At 68.3% G+C, this 19753-nt stretch carries 16 protein-coding genes; 11 read left to right on the top strand and 5 right to left on the bottom strand.

Annotation, left to right across the window (positions count from 1 at the left end):
- Nucleotides 1–5: 5 nt before the first annotated feature.
- Nucleotides 6–1034 (top strand): L-threonylcarbamoyladenylate synthase, encoded by a 1029-nt coding sequence (locus HWX25_RS26025; RefSeq protein WP_175911275.1) that lies wholly within the window; start codon nucleotides 6–8, stop codon nucleotides 1032–1034.
- An 87-nt stretch (nucleotides 1035–1121) separates the two neighbouring features.
- Here the strand turns inward: HWX25_RS26025 and HWX25_RS26020 are convergent, their stop codons facing one another.
- The 3 genes from HWX25_RS26020 to dacB all read right to left on the bottom strand — a co-directional run bounded on the left by HWX25_RS26020 (nucleotide 1122) and on the right by dacB (nucleotide 5164).
- Complete coding sequence (locus HWX25_RS26020) at nucleotides 1122–2264, bottom strand: SGNH/GDSL hydrolase family protein (protein WP_175911273.1); 1143 nt, start codon at nucleotides 2262–2264, stop codon at nucleotides 1122–1124.
- 94 nt (nucleotides 2265–2358) lie between these two features.
- The gene (locus tag HWX25_RS26015; RefSeq protein WP_059527973.1) at nucleotides 2359–3273 is read right to left on the bottom strand and encodes a sterol desaturase family protein; all 915 of its coding nucleotides are present in this window, start codon (nucleotides 3271–3273) and stop codon (nucleotides 2359–2361) included.
- Nucleotides 3274–3631: 358 nt separating this feature from the next.
- Nucleotides 3632–5164, bottom strand: a complete 1533-nt coding sequence (gene dacB, locus HWX25_RS26010) for a D-alanyl-D-alanine carboxypeptidase/D-alanyl-D-alanine-endopeptidase (protein WP_175911271.1) — start codon at nucleotides 5162–5164, stop codon at nucleotides 3632–3634.
- 183 nt (nucleotides 5165–5347) lie between these two features.
- On the opposite strand from dacB, the gene HWX25_RS26005 reads away from it, so the two are divergent.
- From HWX25_RS26005 to HWX25_RS25980, 6 genes are all read left to right on the top strand, one after another.
- Entirely contained in the window at nucleotides 5348–6010 is a 663-nt protein-coding gene (locus tag HWX25_RS26005) for a response regulator (RefSeq protein ID WP_040141750.1), read from the top strand.
- Between the two features lie 3 nt (nucleotides 6011–6013).
- A complete protein-coding gene (locus HWX25_RS26000) occupies nucleotides 6014–7360 on the top strand; it encodes an ATP-binding protein (RefSeq protein ID WP_059527967.1) in 1347 nt (448 codons plus the stop codon).
- 100 nt (nucleotides 7361–7460) lie between these two features.
- Nucleotides 7461–8945 (top strand): DegQ family serine endoprotease, encoded by a 1485-nt coding sequence (locus HWX25_RS25995; RefSeq protein WP_059527965.1) that lies wholly within the window; start codon nucleotides 7461–7463, stop codon nucleotides 8943–8945.
- Between the two features lie 94 nt (nucleotides 8946–9039).
- Nucleotides 9040–9477: a carboxypeptidase-like regulatory domain-containing protein gene (locus tag HWX25_RS25990; protein WP_175911270.1), complete on the top strand. Its 438-nt coding sequence runs from the start codon at nucleotides 9040–9042 to the stop codon at nucleotides 9475–9477.
- A gap of 136 nt (nucleotides 9478–9613) precedes the next feature.
- Entirely contained in the window at nucleotides 9614–9973 is a 360-nt protein-coding gene (locus tag HWX25_RS25985) for a DUF427 domain-containing protein (protein ID WP_175911269.1), read from the top strand.
- A 28-nt stretch (nucleotides 9974–10001) separates the two neighbouring features.
- Complete coding sequence (locus HWX25_RS25980; protein WP_175911268.1) at nucleotides 10002–10712, top strand: SRPBCC domain-containing protein; 711 nt, start codon at nucleotides 10002–10004, stop codon at nucleotides 10710–10712.
- A gap of 52 nt (nucleotides 10713–10764) precedes the next feature.
- On the opposite strand, the gene HWX25_RS25975 is transcribed toward HWX25_RS25980, so the two are convergent.
- A complete protein-coding gene (locus HWX25_RS25975; RefSeq protein ID WP_175911267.1) occupies nucleotides 10765–11766 on the bottom strand; it encodes a helix-turn-helix domain-containing protein in 1002 nt (333 codons plus the stop codon).
- Nucleotides 11767–11918: 152 nt separating this feature from the next.
- Here HWX25_RS25975 and HWX25_RS25970 point away from each other — a divergent pair, with 152 nt between their 5' ends.
- On the top strand, nucleotides 11919–12572 hold the full coding sequence (locus tag HWX25_RS25970) for a cysteine hydrolase family protein (protein ID WP_175911266.1): 654 nt from the start codon (nucleotides 11919–11921) through the stop codon (nucleotides 12570–12572).
- Between the two features lie 119 nt (nucleotides 12573–12691).
- Here the strand turns inward: HWX25_RS25970 and HWX25_RS25965 are convergent, their stop codons facing one another.
- Nucleotides 12692–13333: a TetR family transcriptional regulator gene (locus tag HWX25_RS25965; protein ID WP_175911265.1), complete on the bottom strand. Its 642-nt coding sequence runs from the start codon at nucleotides 13331–13333 to the stop codon at nucleotides 12692–12694.
- A gap of 398 nt (nucleotides 13334–13731) precedes the next feature.
- On the opposite strand from HWX25_RS25965, the gene HWX25_RS25960 reads away from it, so the two are divergent.
- Genes HWX25_RS25960 through HWX25_RS25950 form a run of 3 tightly spaced genes read left to right on the top strand, consistent with a single transcriptional unit; the run spans nucleotide 13732 to nucleotide 19748 of the window.
- Nucleotides 13732–15009: an efflux RND transporter periplasmic adaptor subunit gene (locus HWX25_RS25960; RefSeq protein ID WP_175911264.1), complete on the top strand. Its 1278-nt coding sequence runs from the start codon at nucleotides 13732–13734 to the stop codon at nucleotides 15007–15009.
- Nucleotides 15010–15024: 15 nt separating this feature from the next.
- Nucleotides 15025–18225 (top strand): efflux RND transporter permease BpeB, encoded by a 3201-nt coding sequence (gene bpeB, locus HWX25_RS25955; RefSeq protein ID WP_059820341.1) that lies wholly within the window; start codon nucleotides 15025–15027, stop codon nucleotides 18223–18225.
- On the top strand, nucleotides 18225–19748 hold the full coding sequence (locus HWX25_RS25950; RefSeq protein WP_059527941.1) for an efflux transporter outer membrane subunit: 1524 nt from the start codon (nucleotides 18225–18227) through the stop codon (nucleotides 19746–19748). Before bpeB ends, HWX25_RS25950 begins: the two co-directional genes overlap by 1 nt.
- Nucleotides 19749–19753 lie beyond the last annotated feature (5 nt).

Genomic DNA, 19753 nt, shown 5'->3' with positions numbered 1-19753 from the left:
AGCCGATGTCCATCGATCTCCCGAACTCCGTGACGCCCGCTCAGATCGACGCGGCTGCCGCGCTGCTCGACGCGGGGCAACTCGTCGCGTTCCCGACCGAAACCGTGTACGGGCTCGGCGGCGACGCGGCGAATCCCGAGGCCGTCGCGCGCATTTACGCGGCGAAGGGGCGTCCGGCGAACCATCCGGTGATCGTGCACCTGCCGCCCGGCGGCGATCCCGGTTACTGGGTCGAAGACCTGCCGGCCGATGCGCGGGCGCTGATCGATGAATTCTGGCCAGGCCCGCTGACGCTGATCCTGAAGCGCCATGCGCGCATTCCGGACGCCGTGAGCGGTGGTCAGGATTCGGTCGGCCTGCGCTGTCCGTCGCATCCGGTCGCGCAGGCGCTGCTGGCCGCGTTCAGCGCGCGGCGCGGCGGCCACGGCGGCGTCGCCGCGCCGTCCGCGAACCGCTTCGGTCACGTGAGCCCGACCACCGCCCAACACGTGCGCGACGAATTCGGCGACACCGTGCACGTGCTCGATGGCGGCCCGTCCGAAGTCGGCATCGAATCGACGATCCTCGACCTGTCGCGTGGCTTCCCGGCGCTGCTGCGCCCCGGCCACGTGACGCCGCAGCAGATCGCCGACGTGCTCGGCCGCGCGCCGCGCCTGCCCGACGGCAGCGACGCGACCGCGCCGCGCGCGTCGGGCACGCTGAAGGCGCATTACGCGCCGCGCACGCCGCTCGCGCTGCTGCCGTTCGATGCGCTCGAGCCGCTGCTCGCGGCGGCGCAGACCGATGGCGAACGTGTCGCGCTGGTCGCACGCGCGTCGCGCGCGGGACGCTGGGCGCAGGCCGACGGCGTGCATTTCGTCGCGGCGCCGGAAGATCCGCAGGCGTATGCGCGCGACCTGTACGGCATGCTGCGCGCGCTGGACCGCGCGCAGGTCGCTCGCATCCTCGTTGAGAAACTGCCCGAGACCGTTGAATGGATCGCGGTCAACGATCGTCTCGGTCGTGCGGCCGCCGCATTCGAAGCGCGCGACTGACGCAGTCGTTCGTATCCGCTCATGAAATGAAAAACGCCCGACCGGCGAACCGGTCGGGCGTTTTCGCTTGCGCGCGTGGCGCCCGGCTTACTTGCCGACGCCCGAGGCCGCGATCTGCTGTTCGACGTACTGCGCGAACAGCGCGTGCAGGCGCGTCGTCGGGTGGACCGTGTCGGCGAACATGTAGGTCTGGTCCGCGTTGGCGGTCGTGTAGGTCTGCGGCGAGCAGAACAGCGACGAGCCGAAGGCGGTCGCGTCCGCGACGCCGTACTGGGTCGCCGCCGCGACCATCGCCTTCAGGTTGCATGCGGTGTCGGTGTTCGACACGCTGAAGCCGTTCGCCTGGTAGTTGGCCGCGATGCCGTCCTGCCACTTGAACGCATCGACCACCGCGTACTTCGTCGTGTCGACCTTCAGCGCGGCGAGCGTGCCGACCAGCGTCTGGTTGAACAGCCCCGACAGTTGCGTGAACGCGGCTTGCGTCTGCGGGCCGCCTTGCAGCGCGAGCGGCGTGCCGCCGATGTCCGGCACCGTCGCGACGAACACGTGCGACGCGCCGGCCGCGACGATCTGCTGGACGATGCCGCCGAGCTGCTGCGCGGCGAGGCCGATCGCCTGCGCGGCCGCGAGCTGCGCGGCCGGCGTGTTGCCCTGCGCCTGCGCGACCTGTGCCTGATAGAAGATGTCGTTGGCGCCGCCGTTGATCAGCACGATCTGGCCGGCGTTGAAGCTGCCGTGCTGCGTCAGGTATTGCTTGACCTGGTCGGCGATCGGGGTCGTCGTGGCCTGCGCGTAGTCGGCGTTCGGCACGCTCGAGGCGGCGTGGCCGATACCCGGTTGCAGCGTCACGCGCGAGCCGCCCTGCGCGTAGCCGAGGCCTCCCGTGGCCTGCAGCGGAATGCCGAAGCCGCCCTGGTTCGCGGGCTGCAGCGTGTCGCCGTAGTACTGCGCGACGTCCTGCGTCCACACCTGGCCGGGGTTGGTCGTGAAGCGGCCGCCGCCGAAGCCGAGCTTGATCTGCGAGTAGGTGCCGGCGTCCGACAGGCTGTCGCCGAACGACACGACCTGCATCTTCACGCCGGACGGCGGCGTGTTCGACGCGCTGCTGTTGTTGTCGTCGCCGCCGCCGCACGCGGCGAGCAGGGCGAGCGCGGCGCCCGCGATCGCGACCTGCGCGGTGCGCAGCAGGCGTTGACGGGTGCGCGACGGGAATTGTCGTTGTGACTGCATCGTTCGATCTCCTCGTAGATATGGCCCGATGTGTTTCTCATCTGCCGCGCGCCGGCTCGGATCCGGGCTGCGCGGCGGCCGTTGGCTGAAACGGTTATTGGTCGCGCACGGCCGCAAGCGGCACGGTGCGCGGATCGCGATTCGCGGCCTCGGCGATCTGCGCATGATAAGCGCTCGCCCATTCGGGCGGGCCGAAAATCGCGCGCAGCTTGTTGCGCCATCCGTGGACGCGCAACGCGTCGGCCGCCATCGACACCCACTCGTGAAACGTCGCGACGAGCGGATTGTTCGAGCCGAGCGGCTCGACGATTCCGTATTGCGGCGGATCGTCGGGCGACTCCTCGACGTAGCTGCCGAACAGGCGGTCCCAGATCACGAGCACACCTGCGTAATTGCGGTCGATGTAGCGCGGGTTGCGTGCATGGTGCGCGCGATGGATCGACGGCGTGTTGAACACGTATTCGAGCCAGCCGAGCTTGCCGATCGCCTGCGTGTGCACGAAGAACTGGAACGCGAGGTTGATCAGCACGATGCCGACGATCTGCTGCGGCGGAAAGCCGAGGAACGCGAGCGGCAGCCAGAACGCCCACATGCCCGCGACGGGATACATCAGGCTCTGCCGGAACGCGGTCGAGAAATTCATCCGCTCGGACGAGTGATGCACGACGTGCGCGGCCCACAGCCAGCGCACGCGATGGCTCGCGCGATGGAACACGTAGTAGAGGAAGTCCTGGCCGACGAACAGCACGGCGAACGACAGCCAGCCGTCGTGCCACGTGAACAGCCGGAAATGTGCGTAGCAGTACGCATAAACGGGGATCACGAACAGCCACGCGAGCTTGTCGGCGCCCTGGTGCATCAGTGCGAGCGCCGCGTTGCACAGCGTGTCGCGCCATGCATAGACATGGTCCTGCGCACGCGTGCGGGCGAGGTGCCAGGCTTCCCACGCGATGCAGAGCAGGAAGACGGGCGCCAGCGCGAGCAGAAGCAATTCGACGTCGAATCGCATGGACGTGTCTCCTCCTTTCCCCTGCAAGCCGTGAAGCTGGGCGTACGGCCCGTTGTAGATATCGGTCAGGCCAACAGCCTACGCAATCGCCACGCGCTAGGCGAGGGGGGAGCGTAGAGGGTTCCCTCAGAGGACAGGGTTTCTACGGAAGTCATGCGCAACGGGGCTACGCGGTGCGGCCCCGTTTTTTGGGCACGGCTGGCGGGCCGTGTGCGGCGCGCCGCGGCCGAGGTCGTTTCAAACCGCACGGGGCGAAATCGCCGGCGGCGGGGCGCCCGACGCACGGTGTCTCCCTGCGATCGACGCAAGCCGACAGCCGGACATGCGTGCGCCGCGCCGCGTCGTGGCGCGTGCTTCGTCAGTGCGCGCCCGCGTAGATCCATTCGAGCAGCGTGTCGTGCGCGGCGCGCGCGGCTTCCGCGTGATCATCGTTGATGAAGCTGACGACGATGTAGCTCTGGCCGTCGGCGCCCGCGACGTAGCCCGCGATAGCGCGCACGTCGCGCAGCGTGCCGGTCTTGATGTGCGCGTTGCCGAGCACGCCGGCGTTGGTCAGGCGGTTCTTCATCGTGCCGTCGATGCCGGCGATCGGCAGCGAATCGATGAACGCCTGCGCGACGGGGCTCGCGTTCGCGGCCTGCAGCAGCGCGGCGAGCGACTGCGCGCTCACGTGCTCCTCGCGCGACAGGCCCGAGCCGTTCTCGAGATCGAGGTCGGGCATCGCGATTCCGCTCTTCTGCAGGAACGCGTGAATCGCGCGGCTCGACTGCTCGGGGCTCGCGGGCGGCTTGCCGGCGGCCGCGCCGATCGTCAGGAACAGGTTGCGCGCCATCACGTTGTTGCTGAACTTGTTGATGTCGTAGACGATGCTGCCGAGCACGGGGCTGTGATGGACGGCGAGCGGGCGCGCGGCGGTCGGCACCTTGCCTTCGCTGACGGGGCCCGCGATCGTGCCGCCGTCCTGCTGCCACAGCGCGAGGAAGCCGCGCGCGAAGAATGTCGTGTGATCGAGGATCGCGAGGTTGGTCGTGTGCGCGCCGCAGCGCAGCGGATAGTCGCCGGCGAACGACGCGGTCATGATCCCGCCGCCGGCCGACAGCGTCGGACGCGCGGCCGCCGCCGCCGCGCCGCACGACCCGGTGCCTTCGTACAGCTGGTTGTCGATCGACAGGTTCGCGAGCGGCGGCAGCACGTCGACGGCGATCTTGCCGTCGTCGCCCGGCGTGACCGTGAACGACACGGCCTTGAACGCATACAGCAGCGGATCGGGGCCGACGTTGTACGGTGCGCTCGCGTCGTCGTCGAACGACGGCAGGTCGCGCGTCGACGCGGCGAAATAGCTCTTGTCGAGCACGAGCCCGCCGACCACGCGCTTCACGCCGGCCTTGCGGATCTTGTCGACGAGGTCGATCAGTTCCTCCGGTACGAGCTTCGGATCGCCGGTGCCCTTGATGTACAGGTTGCCCTGCAGCGTGCCGTCCGGATCGACCGGGCCGTCCGCATACGCGGTGGTGCGCCAGCGGTAGTCGGGGCCGAGGATCGACAGGCCCGAGAAGGTCGTGACGAGCTTCATCGTCGACGCCGGCATCATCGGTCGGTTCGCATTCCATGCGATCAGCGGCTCGGGGTCGCCGACGCGCTCGACGACGACGCTCATCGCAGACGCCGGCACCTTCGCGCGCTGCAGCGCGACGAGCACGGACGCTGGCAGGCCGGCCGCCCGCGCGGCGGGCGACACGACGGCAGTCTTGCGCGCTTCCTTGTGGAGCTTCTTGCGGGCCTGCGCGGACGGTGCGAACGCAAGGGCCGTGCAGGTGGCGACGACGGCGGCCGCGCGCAGGAACGGGCGGGCGCGGGGGGCGAACCGGGCGGAAAGATCGGAAATCGGCATGGGCGAATACGGGAAAAGCACGGGATTCGGGCAGGGCGCGCGCGGCGCCGGAGCGCACATTGTAGAGACAAGTGCGCACACGCCCCTTGCAATCCGCCTTTCTGTTGCATTGCACGGGGCGCACGCGATTCGCGGCGCTACAATGGTCGCCATGTTTCACTCGCCCGATGGGTTCCAGCTCCGATGCGGATTCTGCTTGTTGAAGACGATCGAATGATTGCCGAGGGCGTACGCAAGGCGTTGCGCGCCGACGGCTTCGCGGTCGACTGGGTGCAGGACGGCGACGCCGCGCTCACGGCGCTCGGCGGCGAGACGTACGACCTGCTGCTGCTCGACCTCGGCCTGCCGAAGCGCGACGGCATCGACGTGTTGCGCACCTTGCGCGCGCGCGGGCTGTCGTTGCCGGTGCTGATCGTCACCGCGCGCGATGCGGTGGCCGATCGCGTGAAGGGGCTCGACGCGGGCGCCGACGACTACCTCGTCAAGCCGTTCGACCTCGACGAACTGGGCGCGCGGATGCGCGCGCTGATCCGCCGCCAGGCGGGGCGCAGCGAGTCGCTGATCCGTCACGGCGCGCTGACGCTCGATCCTGCGTCGCATCAGGTGACGCTCGACGGCGCGCCCGTCGCGCTGTCCGCGCGCGAGTTCGCGCTGCTCGAGGCGCTGCTCGCGCGGCCCGGCGCGGTGCTGTCGAAGAGCCAGCTCGAGGAAAAGATGTACGGCTGGGGCGAGGAGATCGGCAGCAACACGGTCGAGGTCTACATCCACGCGCTGCGCAAGAAGCTCGGCTCGGACCTGATCCGCAACGTGCGCGGGCTCGGCTACATGGTCGTCAAGGAAAGCTGACGCGTGAGGTCGATTCGTCATCAATTGCTGATCTGGCTGCTCGCGATCGTCGTCGCGGGCGTGGGCGCCGCGGGCTGGCTCATCTATCGGCAGGCGCTCGCCGAGGCGAACGAGCTGTTCGACTACCAGCTGCAGGAAATCGCCGCGGCGCTGCCGTCCGAGCCGTTCTCGCAGGTGTTCGGTTCGCGCACCAACGGCGACGAAGGCATCGTGATCCAGATCTGGAACCGCAACGGTGTGCTGATGTACTTCTCGCATCCGCGTGCGCCGATCGCGCCGCGCGCGGAGCTCGGCTTCTCGACCGAGCGCACCGATCGCGGCGAATGGCGCGTGTACGGCGCGATCGTCGGCGACAACGTCGTGCAGCTCGCGCAGCCGCTGTCGGTGCGTAACCGGCTCGCCGCGAACGTGGCGCTGCGCACGCTGTGGCCGCTGATCGTGCTGCTGCCGTTCCTCGGCGCGGCGGTCTGGGTGATCGTCGGGCGCGGGCTCGCGCCGCTCGGCCGCGTGACGCGCGCGGTCGAGGCGCGCCGGCCCGAAGCGCTCGATCCGTTGCCCGATGCGCGTCTGCCGCTCGAGGTGCAGCCGCTCGTGCGTGCGCTGAACGGGCTGCTCGCGCGGCTGTCGGCGGCGCTCGACACGCAGAAGGCCTTCGTCGCCGATGCCGCGCACGAACTGCGCACGCCGCTCGCGGCCGTGCAGATCCAGGCGCAGCTCGTCGCGCGCGCGAAGGACGACACGTCGCGCCGCGAGGCGGTCGCCGATCTGCAGGCCGGCGTCACGCGCGCGACGCGCCTCGCCGAGCAGTTGCTCGCGCTGGCGCGCGCCGAACCGGACGGCGCGACGATGCGCGAGCCGGTCGACCTGCAGGCGCTGCTCGTCGAATGCGTGGCCGCGCATGCACCGCTCGCGCAACGGCACAGCATCGATCTCGGCTTCGAGGAAAGCAGCGCGGCGACCGTCGTCGCGGATGTCGGCGCGCTGCGCGTGATGTTCGGCAACCTGCTCGACAACGCGGTGAAGTACACGCCGGACGGCGGCCGCATCGACGTGTCGCTGACTCGCGACGCGGCCGGCCGCGTGTGCGTGCAGATCGGCGACAGCGGCCCCGGCATCCCGGCCGACGAGCGCGAGCGCGTGTTCGACCGCTTCTACCGCGACAGCTCCGCGCGGGCGCGCGCCGACGTGTCGGGCAGCGGGCTCGGGCTGGCGATCGTCAAGCGCGTCGCGGCGCAGCAGGGCGCGACGGTGACGCTCGGCGACGCGGCCGCGGGCGGCCTGCTCGTGAGCGTCGTGTTCCGCGACGCCGAGATGCCGGCGCAGGTGCCGCAGGCATCCGAATCCGTATGACGAACGGCGTCGGCGGTGGCCTAAGCCCCGTTTAAGGTCGATTAAGCCTCCTTTAAGTCAGGGTCGTTACGCTGCGTCCTAACAAAGAGGAGGTCCTACGATGAACACCCGATTCCTTGCGCGCGGCGCCGTCGCGGTCGCCGTGGCGGCTGCCCTGTCCGCCGGCTATGTCGCAGGCACCCGCCGCGCCGATCCGCAGATCATCACGCCCGCGCAGGCCGCCGCGCTGATGCCGGCCGAGGCCGCGGCGAAGACCGGCATTCCCGATTTCTCCGGGCTGGTCGAAACCTACGGCCCGGCGGTCGTGAACATCAGCGCGAAGCACGTCGTGAAGCAGGTGTCGCGGCGCGTGCCGCAGCCGCAGCTGCCGATGGATCCGAGCGATCCGTTCTACCAGTTCTTCAAGCACTTCTACGGCCAGATGCCGGGCATGGGCGGCGACACGCAGCCGGACGACCAGCCGAGCGCGAGCCTCGGTTCGGGATTCATCGTCAGCGCGGACGGGTACATCCTCACCAACGCGCACGTGATCGACGGCGCGAACGTCGTCACGGTCAAGCTGACCGACAAGCGCGAGTACAAGGCGAAGGTCGTCGGCGCCGACAAGCAGTCCGACGTCGCCGTGCTGAAGATCGACGCGAGCGGCCTGCCGACCGTGAAGATCGGCGATCCGGCACAGAGCAAGGTCGGCCAGTGGGTCGTCGCGATCGGTTCGCCGTACGGCTTCGACAACACGGTCACGTCCGGCATCATCAGCGCGAAATCGCGCTCGCTGCCCGACGAGAACTACACGCCGTTCATCCAGACCGACGTGCCGGTGAACCCCGGCAACTCGGGCGGCCCGCTGTTCAACCTGCAGGGCGAGGTGATCGGCATCAACTCGATGATCTACTCGCAGACGGGCGGCTTCCAGGGCCTGTCGTTCGCGATCCCGATCAACGAGGCGATCAAGGTCAAGGACGAGCTCGTGAAGACGGGCCACGTGAGCCGCGGCCGCCTCGGCGTCGCCGTGCAGGGGCTGAACCAGACGCTCGCGAGCTCGTTCGGGCTGCAGAAGCCGGACGGCGCGCTCGTCAGCTCGGTCGACCCGAACGGCCCGGCCGCGAAAGCGGGCTTGCAGCCGGGCGACGTGATCCTCGCGGTCAACGGCTCGCCGGTTGCCGACTCCACGTCGCTGCCCGCGCAGATCGCGAACCTGAAGCCGGGCTCGAAGGCCGATCTTCAGGTGTGGCGCGACAAGTCGAAGAAGTCGATCAGCGTGACGCTCGGCGCGATGTCCGACGCGAAGCTGGCCTCGAACGACGGCGGCCCCGTCGAGCAGGGGCGCCTCGGCGTCGCGGTGCGTCCGCTCACGCCGCAGGAGCGCAGCGCCACCAGCCTGTCGCACGGGCTGATCGTGCAGCAGGCCGGCGGCCCGGCAGCCAGCGCGGGCATCCAGCCCGGCGATGTGATCCTCGCGGTGAACGGCCGCCCGGTCACGAGCCCCGAGCAGTTGCGCGACGCCGTCAAGGGAGCGGGCAACAGTCTTGCTCTCCTGATCCAGCGCGATAATGCACAGATCTTCGTGCCGGTCGACCTGAGCTGACCGGCGGCCGCTGCGGGCCGGCTTCGCCGGCCTTGGCGGGCGCTGCCGGCGTTCGGCCCGTGGTGCTGTGTTCCGACCCGAAAAGGAGGGAGCCATGCAATATCTACGCAACGTGTCCCGATTTGCCGCCGCCGCGGCGCTGGCCGCCGGCTTCGCCGTCACCGCGCCCGGCGCGTACGCACAATCGGACGGCTTGCCCGCGGCGAGCCAGCAGGGCGATGTCAGCTACGTGTCGGGTGGCATCGGCAAGGATCAATCGACGGCATTCGAGCAGAGCGAAGCGGCGTGGCCGCTCGCACTGCGCTTCACCGGCAAGGGTGGCGAATTCCTGGCCGACGTCCATGTGCGGATCGTCGACGGCAAGGGCACCGAGCTGCTGACGACGGACGCGCGCGGACCGTACATGCTCGTGAAGCTGCCGCCTGGGCGGTACACCGTGCACGCGTCGTACCAGGGCAGCGACGAATCGCGCGCGGTCACGGTCGGTGCGAAGGGCGGGGCGAAGGCCGCATTCCAGTGGAGTGCGCAGTAGCGTATCGCGCGGGCGCGGCCAGGCCGCGCAATCGGAAGCGGTTTCGCCCATAATGAGAGCCACGGCACCTGTGCCGTGGCTTTTTCGTTTCCTGCGCCCGGCTTGCCCGCCGGGGCCGCCGTCCGGAGGAGAAACGATGTCCGATGCTGCCGACCTTCGCCTCGAAATCGTGCCGAACCGCCATCGCGTGCGCGTGATCCATCGCGGCATCACGTATGCCGATTCGCACGGCGCGCTGACCGTGCGCGAAACGGGCCTGCCGGACATCCATTACCTGCCGCGCGGCGACGTCAACATGCACCGGCTCGTGAAGTCGAGCGTCACGACGGATTGTCCGCTGAGGGGCCGTGCCGTGTATTTCAACCTGCAGACGGAAGGCGGCGTGATCGAGAACGCCGCATGGAGTTACGAGGCACCGGGGGAGACCGCGTCCGCGCTGGCGCACTACGTCGCCTTCGATGTCGCGCGGGTCGACAGTCTCATCGAGACGTCCTGATGCGGCGCGCGTTCATCGGGGAGGCATCATGGAACTGAACGACACGTTACGCGTACCGCTCGCGCCGGCCGTCGTGCGGGAAGCCCTCGAGGATCTCGCGTTGCTGCGGGCGAGCTTCGACCATTGCGAATCCTTCGTGAAGCACGCGCACGGCGAATTCGCGCTGACCATCACCGTGCCGCTCGGCCCGCTGCGTGCGCGCTACGACGTGCGTGCGCATTTGGCGAGCGAGCAGGACGACGCGGAAGGCCAGCCGCGCCGCGTGCTCAACTTCAAGGCGCGGGCCGACGGCCTCGGCGCGCTGCGCGGGCAGGTCGAGCTGGTTCTGCGGCCGGACGATGACGACGCGGCCGCGACGCGCATCGAATACGTCGTGTGGGCGACGGCGAGCGGGCCGCTCGCCGAACTACCGGCACGGCAGATCGAGAATGCGCTGCACGCGTGGACCGACGATTTCTTCCGGGAATTCTGCGCGGTCGTGCAGGCGAAGCACGGTCTCGTGCCGAACCGCGCGCGTTCGAGCCCGCAGCGTCGCCAGCATGTGTTCCTGCGGCCCGCGTCGCTGATGGCCGCGGCGAAGCGTCCGCTGCCGCCGCACCTCGGCGGCGCGCTGAGCGGCCGCGTCGCGAGCGCCGTGCATCATCGCGAATCCGGCCCGCTGCCCGTCTGGGCGTGGGCGGCGATCGTCGTGTTCGTCGCGCTGCTGCTGTATGCGGCGCGCTGGATCAACGGCGTCTGAGCGGCCGGCGCCCACCGCGATACCGGGTCGAGCGCCGGCGGCGCGGCGGCCATTAGCGCCGCGCATCGGGCGCGGCGCCGCGAAATTCCCTCCGATAGGCCGACGGCGACGTGCCGAGCGCGCCCGCGAAATGCTGACGCAGCGACACGCTCGAGCCGTAACCGGCCGCCTGTGCGACTGCGTCGATCGATTGTCCCGTGGTTTCCAGCAGATGCTGCGCGCGCGTGAGCCGCTCGGCCTGCAGCCACGCGGTGACGGTCGTGCCCGTCGCCTGGCGGAAGTGGCGCGTGAACGTGCGCCGGCTCATCAGCACGCGTTCGGCGAGCGAATCCACGCTGTGCGCGATGTCCAGATGCGCGCGCACCCAGTCGAGCAGACCCGCGAGCCGCGCGTCGCGCGGATGCGCGGCGACCGGCTGCGGCACGTATTGGGCCTGCCCGCCCTGGCGGTGCGGCGGGATCACGAGACGGCGCGCGATTCGGTTCGCGGCGTCCGAGCCGAAGCGCCGCCGCACGACGTGCAGGCAGCAGTCGAGCCCCGCTGCCGTGCCGGCCGACGTCATCAGGTTGCCGTCGTCGACGTACAGCACGTCGGGGTCGAGCTTCACACGCGGAAAGCGCTGCGCGAAGTCGTCGGCCCACGCCCAGTGCGTCGTGGCCGGGCGCCCGTCGAGCAGCCCGGCTGCGGCGAGCACGTACGCGCCGAGGCACAGGCCGACGACCTGCGCGCCGCGCGCGGCGGCCGCGCGGACCGCATCGACCAGCACGTCAGGCGGTGCTTCGTCGGGGTCGCGCCATGCCGGGACGATGACGATGTCCGCGTCGTCGAGCGCCTCGAGCTCGTACGGCGCGGTGATCGTGAAGCCGCCCGTCGTCGATAGCGGGCCGCGCTCGGCCGAGCACACGCGGAACTCGAACGCGGGCATCGCGGCCGCATCGCGTTCCTTGCCGAACACGACGGACGGCACCGACAGGTGAAACGGGCTGATGCCGTCGTACGCGATCACGGCGACGACGGTCGGGGCGGGGGCAACGGACGACGCGGCGGCGCACATGACGGGCTCCGGAATGGCGATGGCCCGATTTTATCGAAGAATGGCTATCGGGCCACTGTCCGTCAGCGCGATGCGATCCGACAATGCATCGCATCGCGCTGCTGGCCGCCCCGTTCCGGAGCGGGGCGGCGCCGCCGAAACCGGAGCCTGCCATGTCGAATGCTCAATTGCCTTCCGCTTCCCGCCGTGCGCTGATCGTGATCGATGTCCAGAACGAATACGTGACGGGCAACCTGCCGATCGAATATCCGCCCGTCGACGCATCGCTGGCGAACATCGGCCGCGCGATCGACGCCGCGCACGCGGCCGGCGTGCCCGTGATCGTCGTCCAGCACGTCGCGCCGGCGGGAGCGCCGATCTTCGCGCCGGGCACGGACGGCGTCGCGCTGCATCCGGTCGTCGCCGACCGGCCGTATGCGCACCTGATCGTGAAGTCGCAGGCGAGTTCGTTCGCCGGCACCGATCTCGCCGCATGGCTCGACGCGCGCGGCATCGACACGCTCGCGGTCGCCGGCTACATGACGCACAACTGCAATGCGTCGACGGTCTATCACGCGGCGCACGCGGGGCTCGCCGTCGAGTATCTGGCGGACGCGACCGGCGCGTTGCCGTACGAGAACGAAGCGGGTGCGGCGAGCGCCGAAGAGATTCACCGCGCGTACACGGTGGTGTTTCAGTCGAATTTCGCGGCCGTGATGTCGACCGATGCATGGATCGCGGGACTCGGCGGCGCGGCGATGCCGGCGCGCGATTCGGTGGCCGCGTCGAACCGGCGGGCCCGCGCGCAACGCGCGAAGGCGGCCTGAGCGAATCGGGGAGAGCAGGGGGGCGACCGGGCGGAGCGGCGCTGCCGCCCGCGCGTGGCCGGATCGACCGGCCGGTCGCGATGCCGCGGTGCGCGGCGCACCGGCGGAGGGGCCGCCGGTCAGTCGTTCGTCTTCAGCATCGCCGGGCTGTAACGCATCATGTCGAAGCAGCCGTCGACGAGCTGTTCCGCATGCTGCTCGGCGTCGATCTCGTCGGGCAGCATCAGCATGTCACGCACGAAACCGCTGACAAGCGTGTGCAGCATCAGCGTCGCACGCCATGTGTCGAGCCGCTCGGGCAGCAGCTTGAGCCGCACGGCGCCCGCGAGATCGGCATCGATCGCGTGCAGCGCTTCGCTCATCCCCGCGCGGTTGCGCTGCAGCAGCGGCTCCATGTCCGCGACGTACTCGCACTTCATGAACAGGATGCTGAACACGCGCCGCAACTGCGAGTCGCGCTGCACGCCGAGCAGGCACCAGATCACGATCCTGCGGATTTTCTCCAGCGGATTGCCGCCGGGCGCATCGAGCGGCATCCGCTTGAGCTCGTCGATCGGCAGGAACACGCGGTCGAACATCGCGTCGAACAGCTCGCTCTTGTTCGCGAAATGCCAGTAGATCGCGCCGCGCGTCACGCCGGCGTGCTGGGCGATGTCCGCGAGCGACGTGTGTGACACGCCCTTCTCGAAGAACACGTGTTCGGCGGCGTCGAGAATGCGGTTGCGCGTCTCGAGCGCCTCCTCCTTGGTGCGTCTGACCATGTGCAGGCCTGAATGAATCGATCGTAGATGAATATAGGGTCCGTAACCCTCGTCGTCGCTGTGCGGACGGGCTATGCTTGCGACTGGTAATAATTCGTAAGACCTAGCGGTTGGCGAGGGGCGAGCGGGCTTTTTACATACATTCGTGAATGTATATACAATACCACCCTACGATCGAATGACCAAAGTGGCAATCAGTTAATATCCCACTCTGCTGATTCCCGCCAAAGTACCAGTCCGCAGTTCGCGGCATCTCGTCGGCATGGAGGTCTCGTGCCGACTTGCTGTATCTAGCAGTCCAGTAATTCAGGTGTTCGATCTGCGCCGCGAGGCGCATCCGTGTTGCGCTCCCGTCGGGTGCTGCACTTATTCCATTGGTTACACACAGAGGTCGCTCCATGCGCGTCGAACGGGTTCCATACCGCTTGATCACTGTCGCGGCAGCCGCGGTTTTCCTGGCTGCATGCGGAAAAAAAGAATCGGCACCGCCGCCGCAAACGCCGGAAGTCGGCGTCGTCACCGTCCAGCCGCAAGCCGTGCCCATCTTCAGCGAACTGCCGGGCCGTACCAGCGCATTCCTCGTCGCGCAGGTGCGCGCACGGGTCGACGGCATCGTGCTGCGCCGTGAATTCACCGAAGGCACCGACGTCAAGGCTGGCCAACGTCTCTACAAGATCGATCCGGCGCCGTACATCGCGGCATTGAACAGCGCGAAGGCGACGCTCGCGAAGGCGCAGGCGAACCTCGTCACGCAGAACGCACTGGTCGCGCGCTACAAGGTGCTCGTGGCCGCGAACGCGGTCAGCAAGCAGGACTACGACAACGCGGTGGCCACCCAGGGGCAGGCCGCGGCGGACGTCGCGGCCGGCAAGGCGGCGGTCGATACCGCGCAGATCAACCTCGGCTACACGGACGTGGTCTCGCCGATCACGGGCCGCGTCGGCATTTCGCAAGTGACGCCGGGCGCCTACGTGCAGGCGAGCCAGGCGACGCTGATGTCGACGGTGCAGCAGCTCGACCCCGTGTACGTGGACCTCACGCAATCGAGCCTCGACGGGTTGAAGCTGCGCCAGGACGTGCAGAGCGGCCGCCTGAAGACGAGCGGTCCGGGCGCGGCGAAGGTGTCGCTGATCCTCGAGGACGGCAAGACGTATTCGGAAGCCGGCAAGCTGCAGTTCTCCGACGTGACGGTCGACCAGGCAACCGGCTCGGTGACGATCCGCGCGGTCTTCCCGAACCCGGGCCGCGTGCTGCTGCCGGGGATGTTCGTGCGCGCGCGGATCGAGGAAGGCGTGAACGAGAACGCGTTCCTGGTGCCGCAGATCGGCGTCACGCATGACCAGAAGGGGCAGGCGATCGCGATGGTGGTGAACGCGAGCAACAAGGTCGAGCCGCGTCAGTTGAAGACGTCGGGCATGCGCGGCCAGGACTGGATCGTCGAAGGCGGTCTGCAGGCGGGCGACCACGTGATCGTGCAGGGCGTCGAGAAGGTGCGTCCGGGCGCGACCGTGAAGTCGGTGGAGGCACAACTCGCACCGGCGGCCGGCGCCGCATCGGGTGTCGCCGCTGCCACCGCTGCGCCGGCTGCCGCCGGTTCCGGCGCCGCCGCCGCGTCCGGTGCCGCCGCATCGGGCGCCGCGCCGGCGAGTGCTGCCGCTGCTTCGAGCGCGCAATAACAGGGAGCCTGTTTCATGGCAAAGTTTTTTATCGATCGCCCGATCTTCGCGTGGGTGATCGCCATCATCCTGATGCTGGCCGGGGTCGCGGCGATCTTCACGCTGCCGATCGCGCAGTATCCGACGATCGCGCCGCCATCGATCCAGATCACCGCGAACTACCCGGGCGCTTCCGCGAAGACGGTGGAAGACACGGTGACGCAGGTGATCGAGCAGCAGATGAGCGGTCTCGACAACTTCCTGTACATGTCGTCGACCAGTGACGACTCGGGCAACGCGACGATCACGCTGACGTTCGCGCCGGGCACCAACGCCGACATCGCGCAGGTCCAGGTGCAGAACAAGCTGTCGCTCGCGACGCCGGTTCTGCCGCAGGTCGTGCAGCAGCTCGGCCTGTCGGTGACGAAGTCGAGCAGCAGCTTCCTGCTGGTGCTCGCCTTCAACTCCGAAGACGGCAGCATGAACAAGTACGACCTCGCGAACTTCGTGGCGTCGCACGTGAAGGATCCGATCAGCCGGCTGAACGGCGTCGGCACCGTCACGCTGTTCGGCTCGCAGTACGCGATGCGGATCTGGCTCGACCCGACCCGCCTGACGAACTACGGCCTCACGCCGGTCGACGTGAGCTCGGCGATCACCGCGCAGAACGTGCAGATCGCGGGCGGCCAGATCGGCGGCACGCCGGCCAAGCCGGGCACCATGCTGCAGGCGACGATCACCGAATCGACGCTGCTGCAGACGCCCGAGCAGTTCGGCAACATCCTGCTGAAGGTCAACCAGGACGGCTCGCAGGTTCGCCTGAAGGACGTCGCGCAGATCGGCCTCGGCGGCGAAAACTACAACTTCGACACGAAGTACAACGGTCAGCCGACCGCGGCACTCGGTATCCAGCTCGCGACCAACGCGAACGCGCTCGCGACCGCGAAAGCCGTGCGCGCGAAGATCGACGAGCTCGCACCGTTCTTCCCGCACGGCCTCGTCGTGAAGTATCCGTACGACACGACCCCGTTCGTGAAGCTGTCGATCGAGGAAGTGGTCAAGACGCTGCTCGAAGGTATCGTGCTCGTGTTCCTCGTGATGTATCTGTTCCTGCAGAACCTGCGGGCGACGATCATCCCGACGATCGCGGTGCCGGTGGTGTTGCTCGGTACGTTCGCGATCATGTCGCTGGTGGGCTTCTCGATCAACACGCTGTCGATGTTCGGCCTCGTGCTCGCGATCGGCCTGCTGGTCGACGATGCGATCGTGGTGGTCGAGAACGTCGAGCGCGTGATGGCGGAAGAGGGCCTGTCACCGAAGGAGGCGACCCGCAAGGCGATGGGCCAGATCACCGGCGCACTCGTCGGCGTGGCGCTCGTGCTGTCGGCGGTGTTCGTGCCGGTCGCGTTCTCCGGCGGTTCGGTCGGCGCGATCTATCGTCAGTTCTCGCTGACGATCGTGTCGGCGATGGTGCTGTCGGTGCTGGTCGCGTTGATTCTGACGCCCGCACTGTGCGCGACGATCCTCAAGCCGATCCCGCAAGGGCATCACGAAGAGAAGAAGGGCTTCTTCGGCTGGTTCAACCGCACGTTCAACAACAGCCGCGACAAGTACCACGTCGGCGTGCACCACGTAATCAAGCGTTCGGGCCGCTGGCTCATCATCTACCTGGTCGTGATCGTCGCGGTCGGCCTGCTGTTCGTGCGCCTGCCGAAGTCGTTCCTGCCGGATGAAGACCAGGGCCTGATGTTCGTGATCGTGCAGACGCCGTCGGGCTCGACGCAGGAAACGACCGCGAAGACGCTCGCGAACATTTCCGACTACCTGCTGAAGGACGAGAAGGAAATCGTCGAATCGGCGTTCACGGTCAACGGCTTCAGCTTCGCGGGCCGTGGCCAGAACTCCGGTCTGGTGTTCGTGCGCCTGAAGGACTACTCGCAGCGCCAGCACGCGAACCAGAAGGTCCAGGCGCTGATCGGGCGGATGTTCGGTCGCTACGCCGGCTACAAGGACGCGATCGTGATCCCGTTCAACCCGCCGTCGATTCCCGAACTCGGTACGGCCGCGGGCTTCGACTTCGAGCTGACGGACAATGCCGGTCTCGGCCACGACGCGCTGATGGCCGCGCGTAACCAACTGCTCGGGATGGCCTCGAAGGATCCGACGCTGCAGGGCGTGCGCCCGAACGGCCTGAACGACACGCCGCAGTACAAGGTCGACATCGACCGCGAGAAGGCGAATGCGCTCGGCGTGACGGCGGAGGCGATCGACCAGACGTTCTCGATCGCGTGGGCGTCGAAGTACGTGAACAACTTCCTCGACACCGACGGCCGGATCAAGAAGGTGTACGTGCAGGCCGACGCGCCGTTCCGGATGACGCCGGAGGACATGAACATCTGGTACGTGCGCAACGGGTCGGGCGGGATGGTGCCGTTCAGCGCGTTCGCAACCGGCCACTGGACGTACGGTTCGCCGAAGCTCGAGCGCTACAACGGCGTCTCGGCGATGGAAATCCAGGGTCAGGCCGCGCCGGGCAAGTCGACCGGCCAGGCGATGACCGCGATGGAAGGGCTCGCGAAGAAGCTGCCGGTCGGTATCGGCTATTCGTGGACCGGCCTGTCGTTCCAGGAAATCCAGTCGGGTTCGCAGGCGCCGATCCTGTATGCGATCTCGATCCTCGTCGTGTTCCTCTGTCTCGCGGCGCTGTATGAAAGCTGGTCGATCCCGTTCTCGGTGATCATGGTGGTGCCGCTCGGCGTGATCGGCGCACTGCTCGCGGCGACGATGCGCGGCCTCGAGAACGACGTGTTCTTCCAGGTCGGCCTGCTGACCACCGTGGGCTTGTCCGCGAAGAACGCGATCCTGATCGTGGAGTTCGCGCGCGAACTGCAGATGACGGAGAAGATGGGGCCGATCGAGGCCGCGCTGGAAGCAGCGCGCCTGCGGCTGCGCCCGATCCTGATGACGTCGCTCGCGTTCATTCTCGGCGTGATGCCGCTCGCGATCAGCAACGGCGCGGGTTCGGCGAGCCAGCACGCGATCGGTACGGGCGTGATCGGCGGGATGATCACGGCGACGTTCCTCGCGATCTTCATGATCCCGATGTTCTTCGTGAAGATCCGCGCGATCTTCAGCGGCGAGAAGGAAGACGTCGACCAGGCGCTGCGTCTGGCTCAGGAGCACTCGCACCACGAAGAGAAGCCGGGCAACGGCGACGAAGGCAACAAGGGACAGTGATGATGCAAAAACACGCTTTGACTGCAATCGCGGTCGCGCTCTTTGCCACGGGCTGCACGATGGCGCCGCATTACACGCGGCCCGACGCGCCCGTCGCGCAGGCGTACCCGGCCGGCGGCGTCTATGCGACGCAGCCGGGCGCTGCCGGCGCGCGCAGCGCGAACGGCCAGGCGGCGACCGCCATCGGCTGGCGCGAATTCTTCGTCGATCCGCGCCTGCAGCGGCTCATCGAGATCGCGCTGAAGAACAACCGCGACCTGCGCGTGTCGGTGCTGAACATCGAGGCGGCGCGCGCGCAGTACCAGATCACGCGCGCGGGCCTGTTCCCGACGCTCGACGGCACGGGCACGGGCAGCATCCAGCGCGTGCCGCAGGGCCTGTCGCAGACCGGGGCGCCGTATATCTCGCGCGCCTACAACGTCGGCGTTTCCGCGTCGTGGGAACTCGACCTGTTCGGTCGCGTGCAGAGCCTGAAGGACCAGGCGCTCGCGCAGTATCTGTCGACGTCGTATGCGCGGCAGGCGACCGAGATCTCGCTCGTGTCGCAGGTCGCGGACCAGTATCTGACGCTGCTGTCCACCGACGATCTGCTGCAGGTCACGGAAAACACGCTGAAGACGGCACAGGCGTCGTACGACCTGACGAAGCTGCAGTTCGACAACGGCACGGGCTCCGAGCTCGAGCTGCGTCAGGCGCAGACGGTCGTCGAGACGGCGCTCGCGAACCAGCAGGCGCAGGCGCGTGCGCGTGCGCAGGCGCTGAACGGGCTGGTGCTGTTGATCGGCGAGCCGCTGCCGGACGACCTGCCGCCCGGCATGCCGCTCGACGCGCAGAACTTGCTGACGGACGTGCCGGCCGGCCTGCCTTCCGACCTGCTGACGCGTCGTCCGGACGTGATGCAGGCCGAGCAGACGCTGCTGGCCGCGAACGCGAACATCGGCGCGGCACGCGCGGCGTTCTTCCCGCGCATCTCGCTGACGGGCGCATTCGGCACCGGCAGCCCGACGCTCGGCGGCCTGTTCAAGGCCGGCACGGCGGCGTGGTCGTTCGCGCCGCAGATCACGATGCCGATCTTCGAAGGCGGGCAGAACATCGCGAACCTGAACCTCGCGAACGTGCAGAAGCGCATCGAGATCGCCAACTACGAGAAGGCGATCCAGTCGGCGTTCCGCGAAGTGTCGGACGGGCTGGCTGCACGCGGCACGTACGATCAGCAGATCGCCGCGCTCGAGCGCAACGAGCACGCGCAGCAGCGACGCTTCGACCTGTCGGACCTGCGCTACAAGAACGGTGTCGACAGCTATCTGTCGGTGCTGACCGCGCAGACCGACCTGTACTCGGCGCAGCAGTCGCTGATCAGCGCACGTCTGGCACGCTGGACGAACCTGGTTACGCTGTACCGCGCATTGGGCGGCGGCTGGATCCAGCGCGCCGGCGAGACGCCGCGCGCACCGGACGAAACGGTCGACTACGACAAAGCGGCCGCACCGGCGCCTGCGTCGGCAGCGGCGACGAACGGGTAAGCACG

The organism is Burkholderia sp. BCC1640, assembly GCF_902833125.1.
Taxonomy (GTDB): domain Bacteria; phylum Pseudomonadota; class Gammaproteobacteria; order Burkholderiales; family Burkholderiaceae; genus Burkholderia; species Burkholderia diffusa.
Note: the sequence above shows the minus strand (reverse complement) of the source record. Positions and strands in the feature narration are given on the sequence as shown.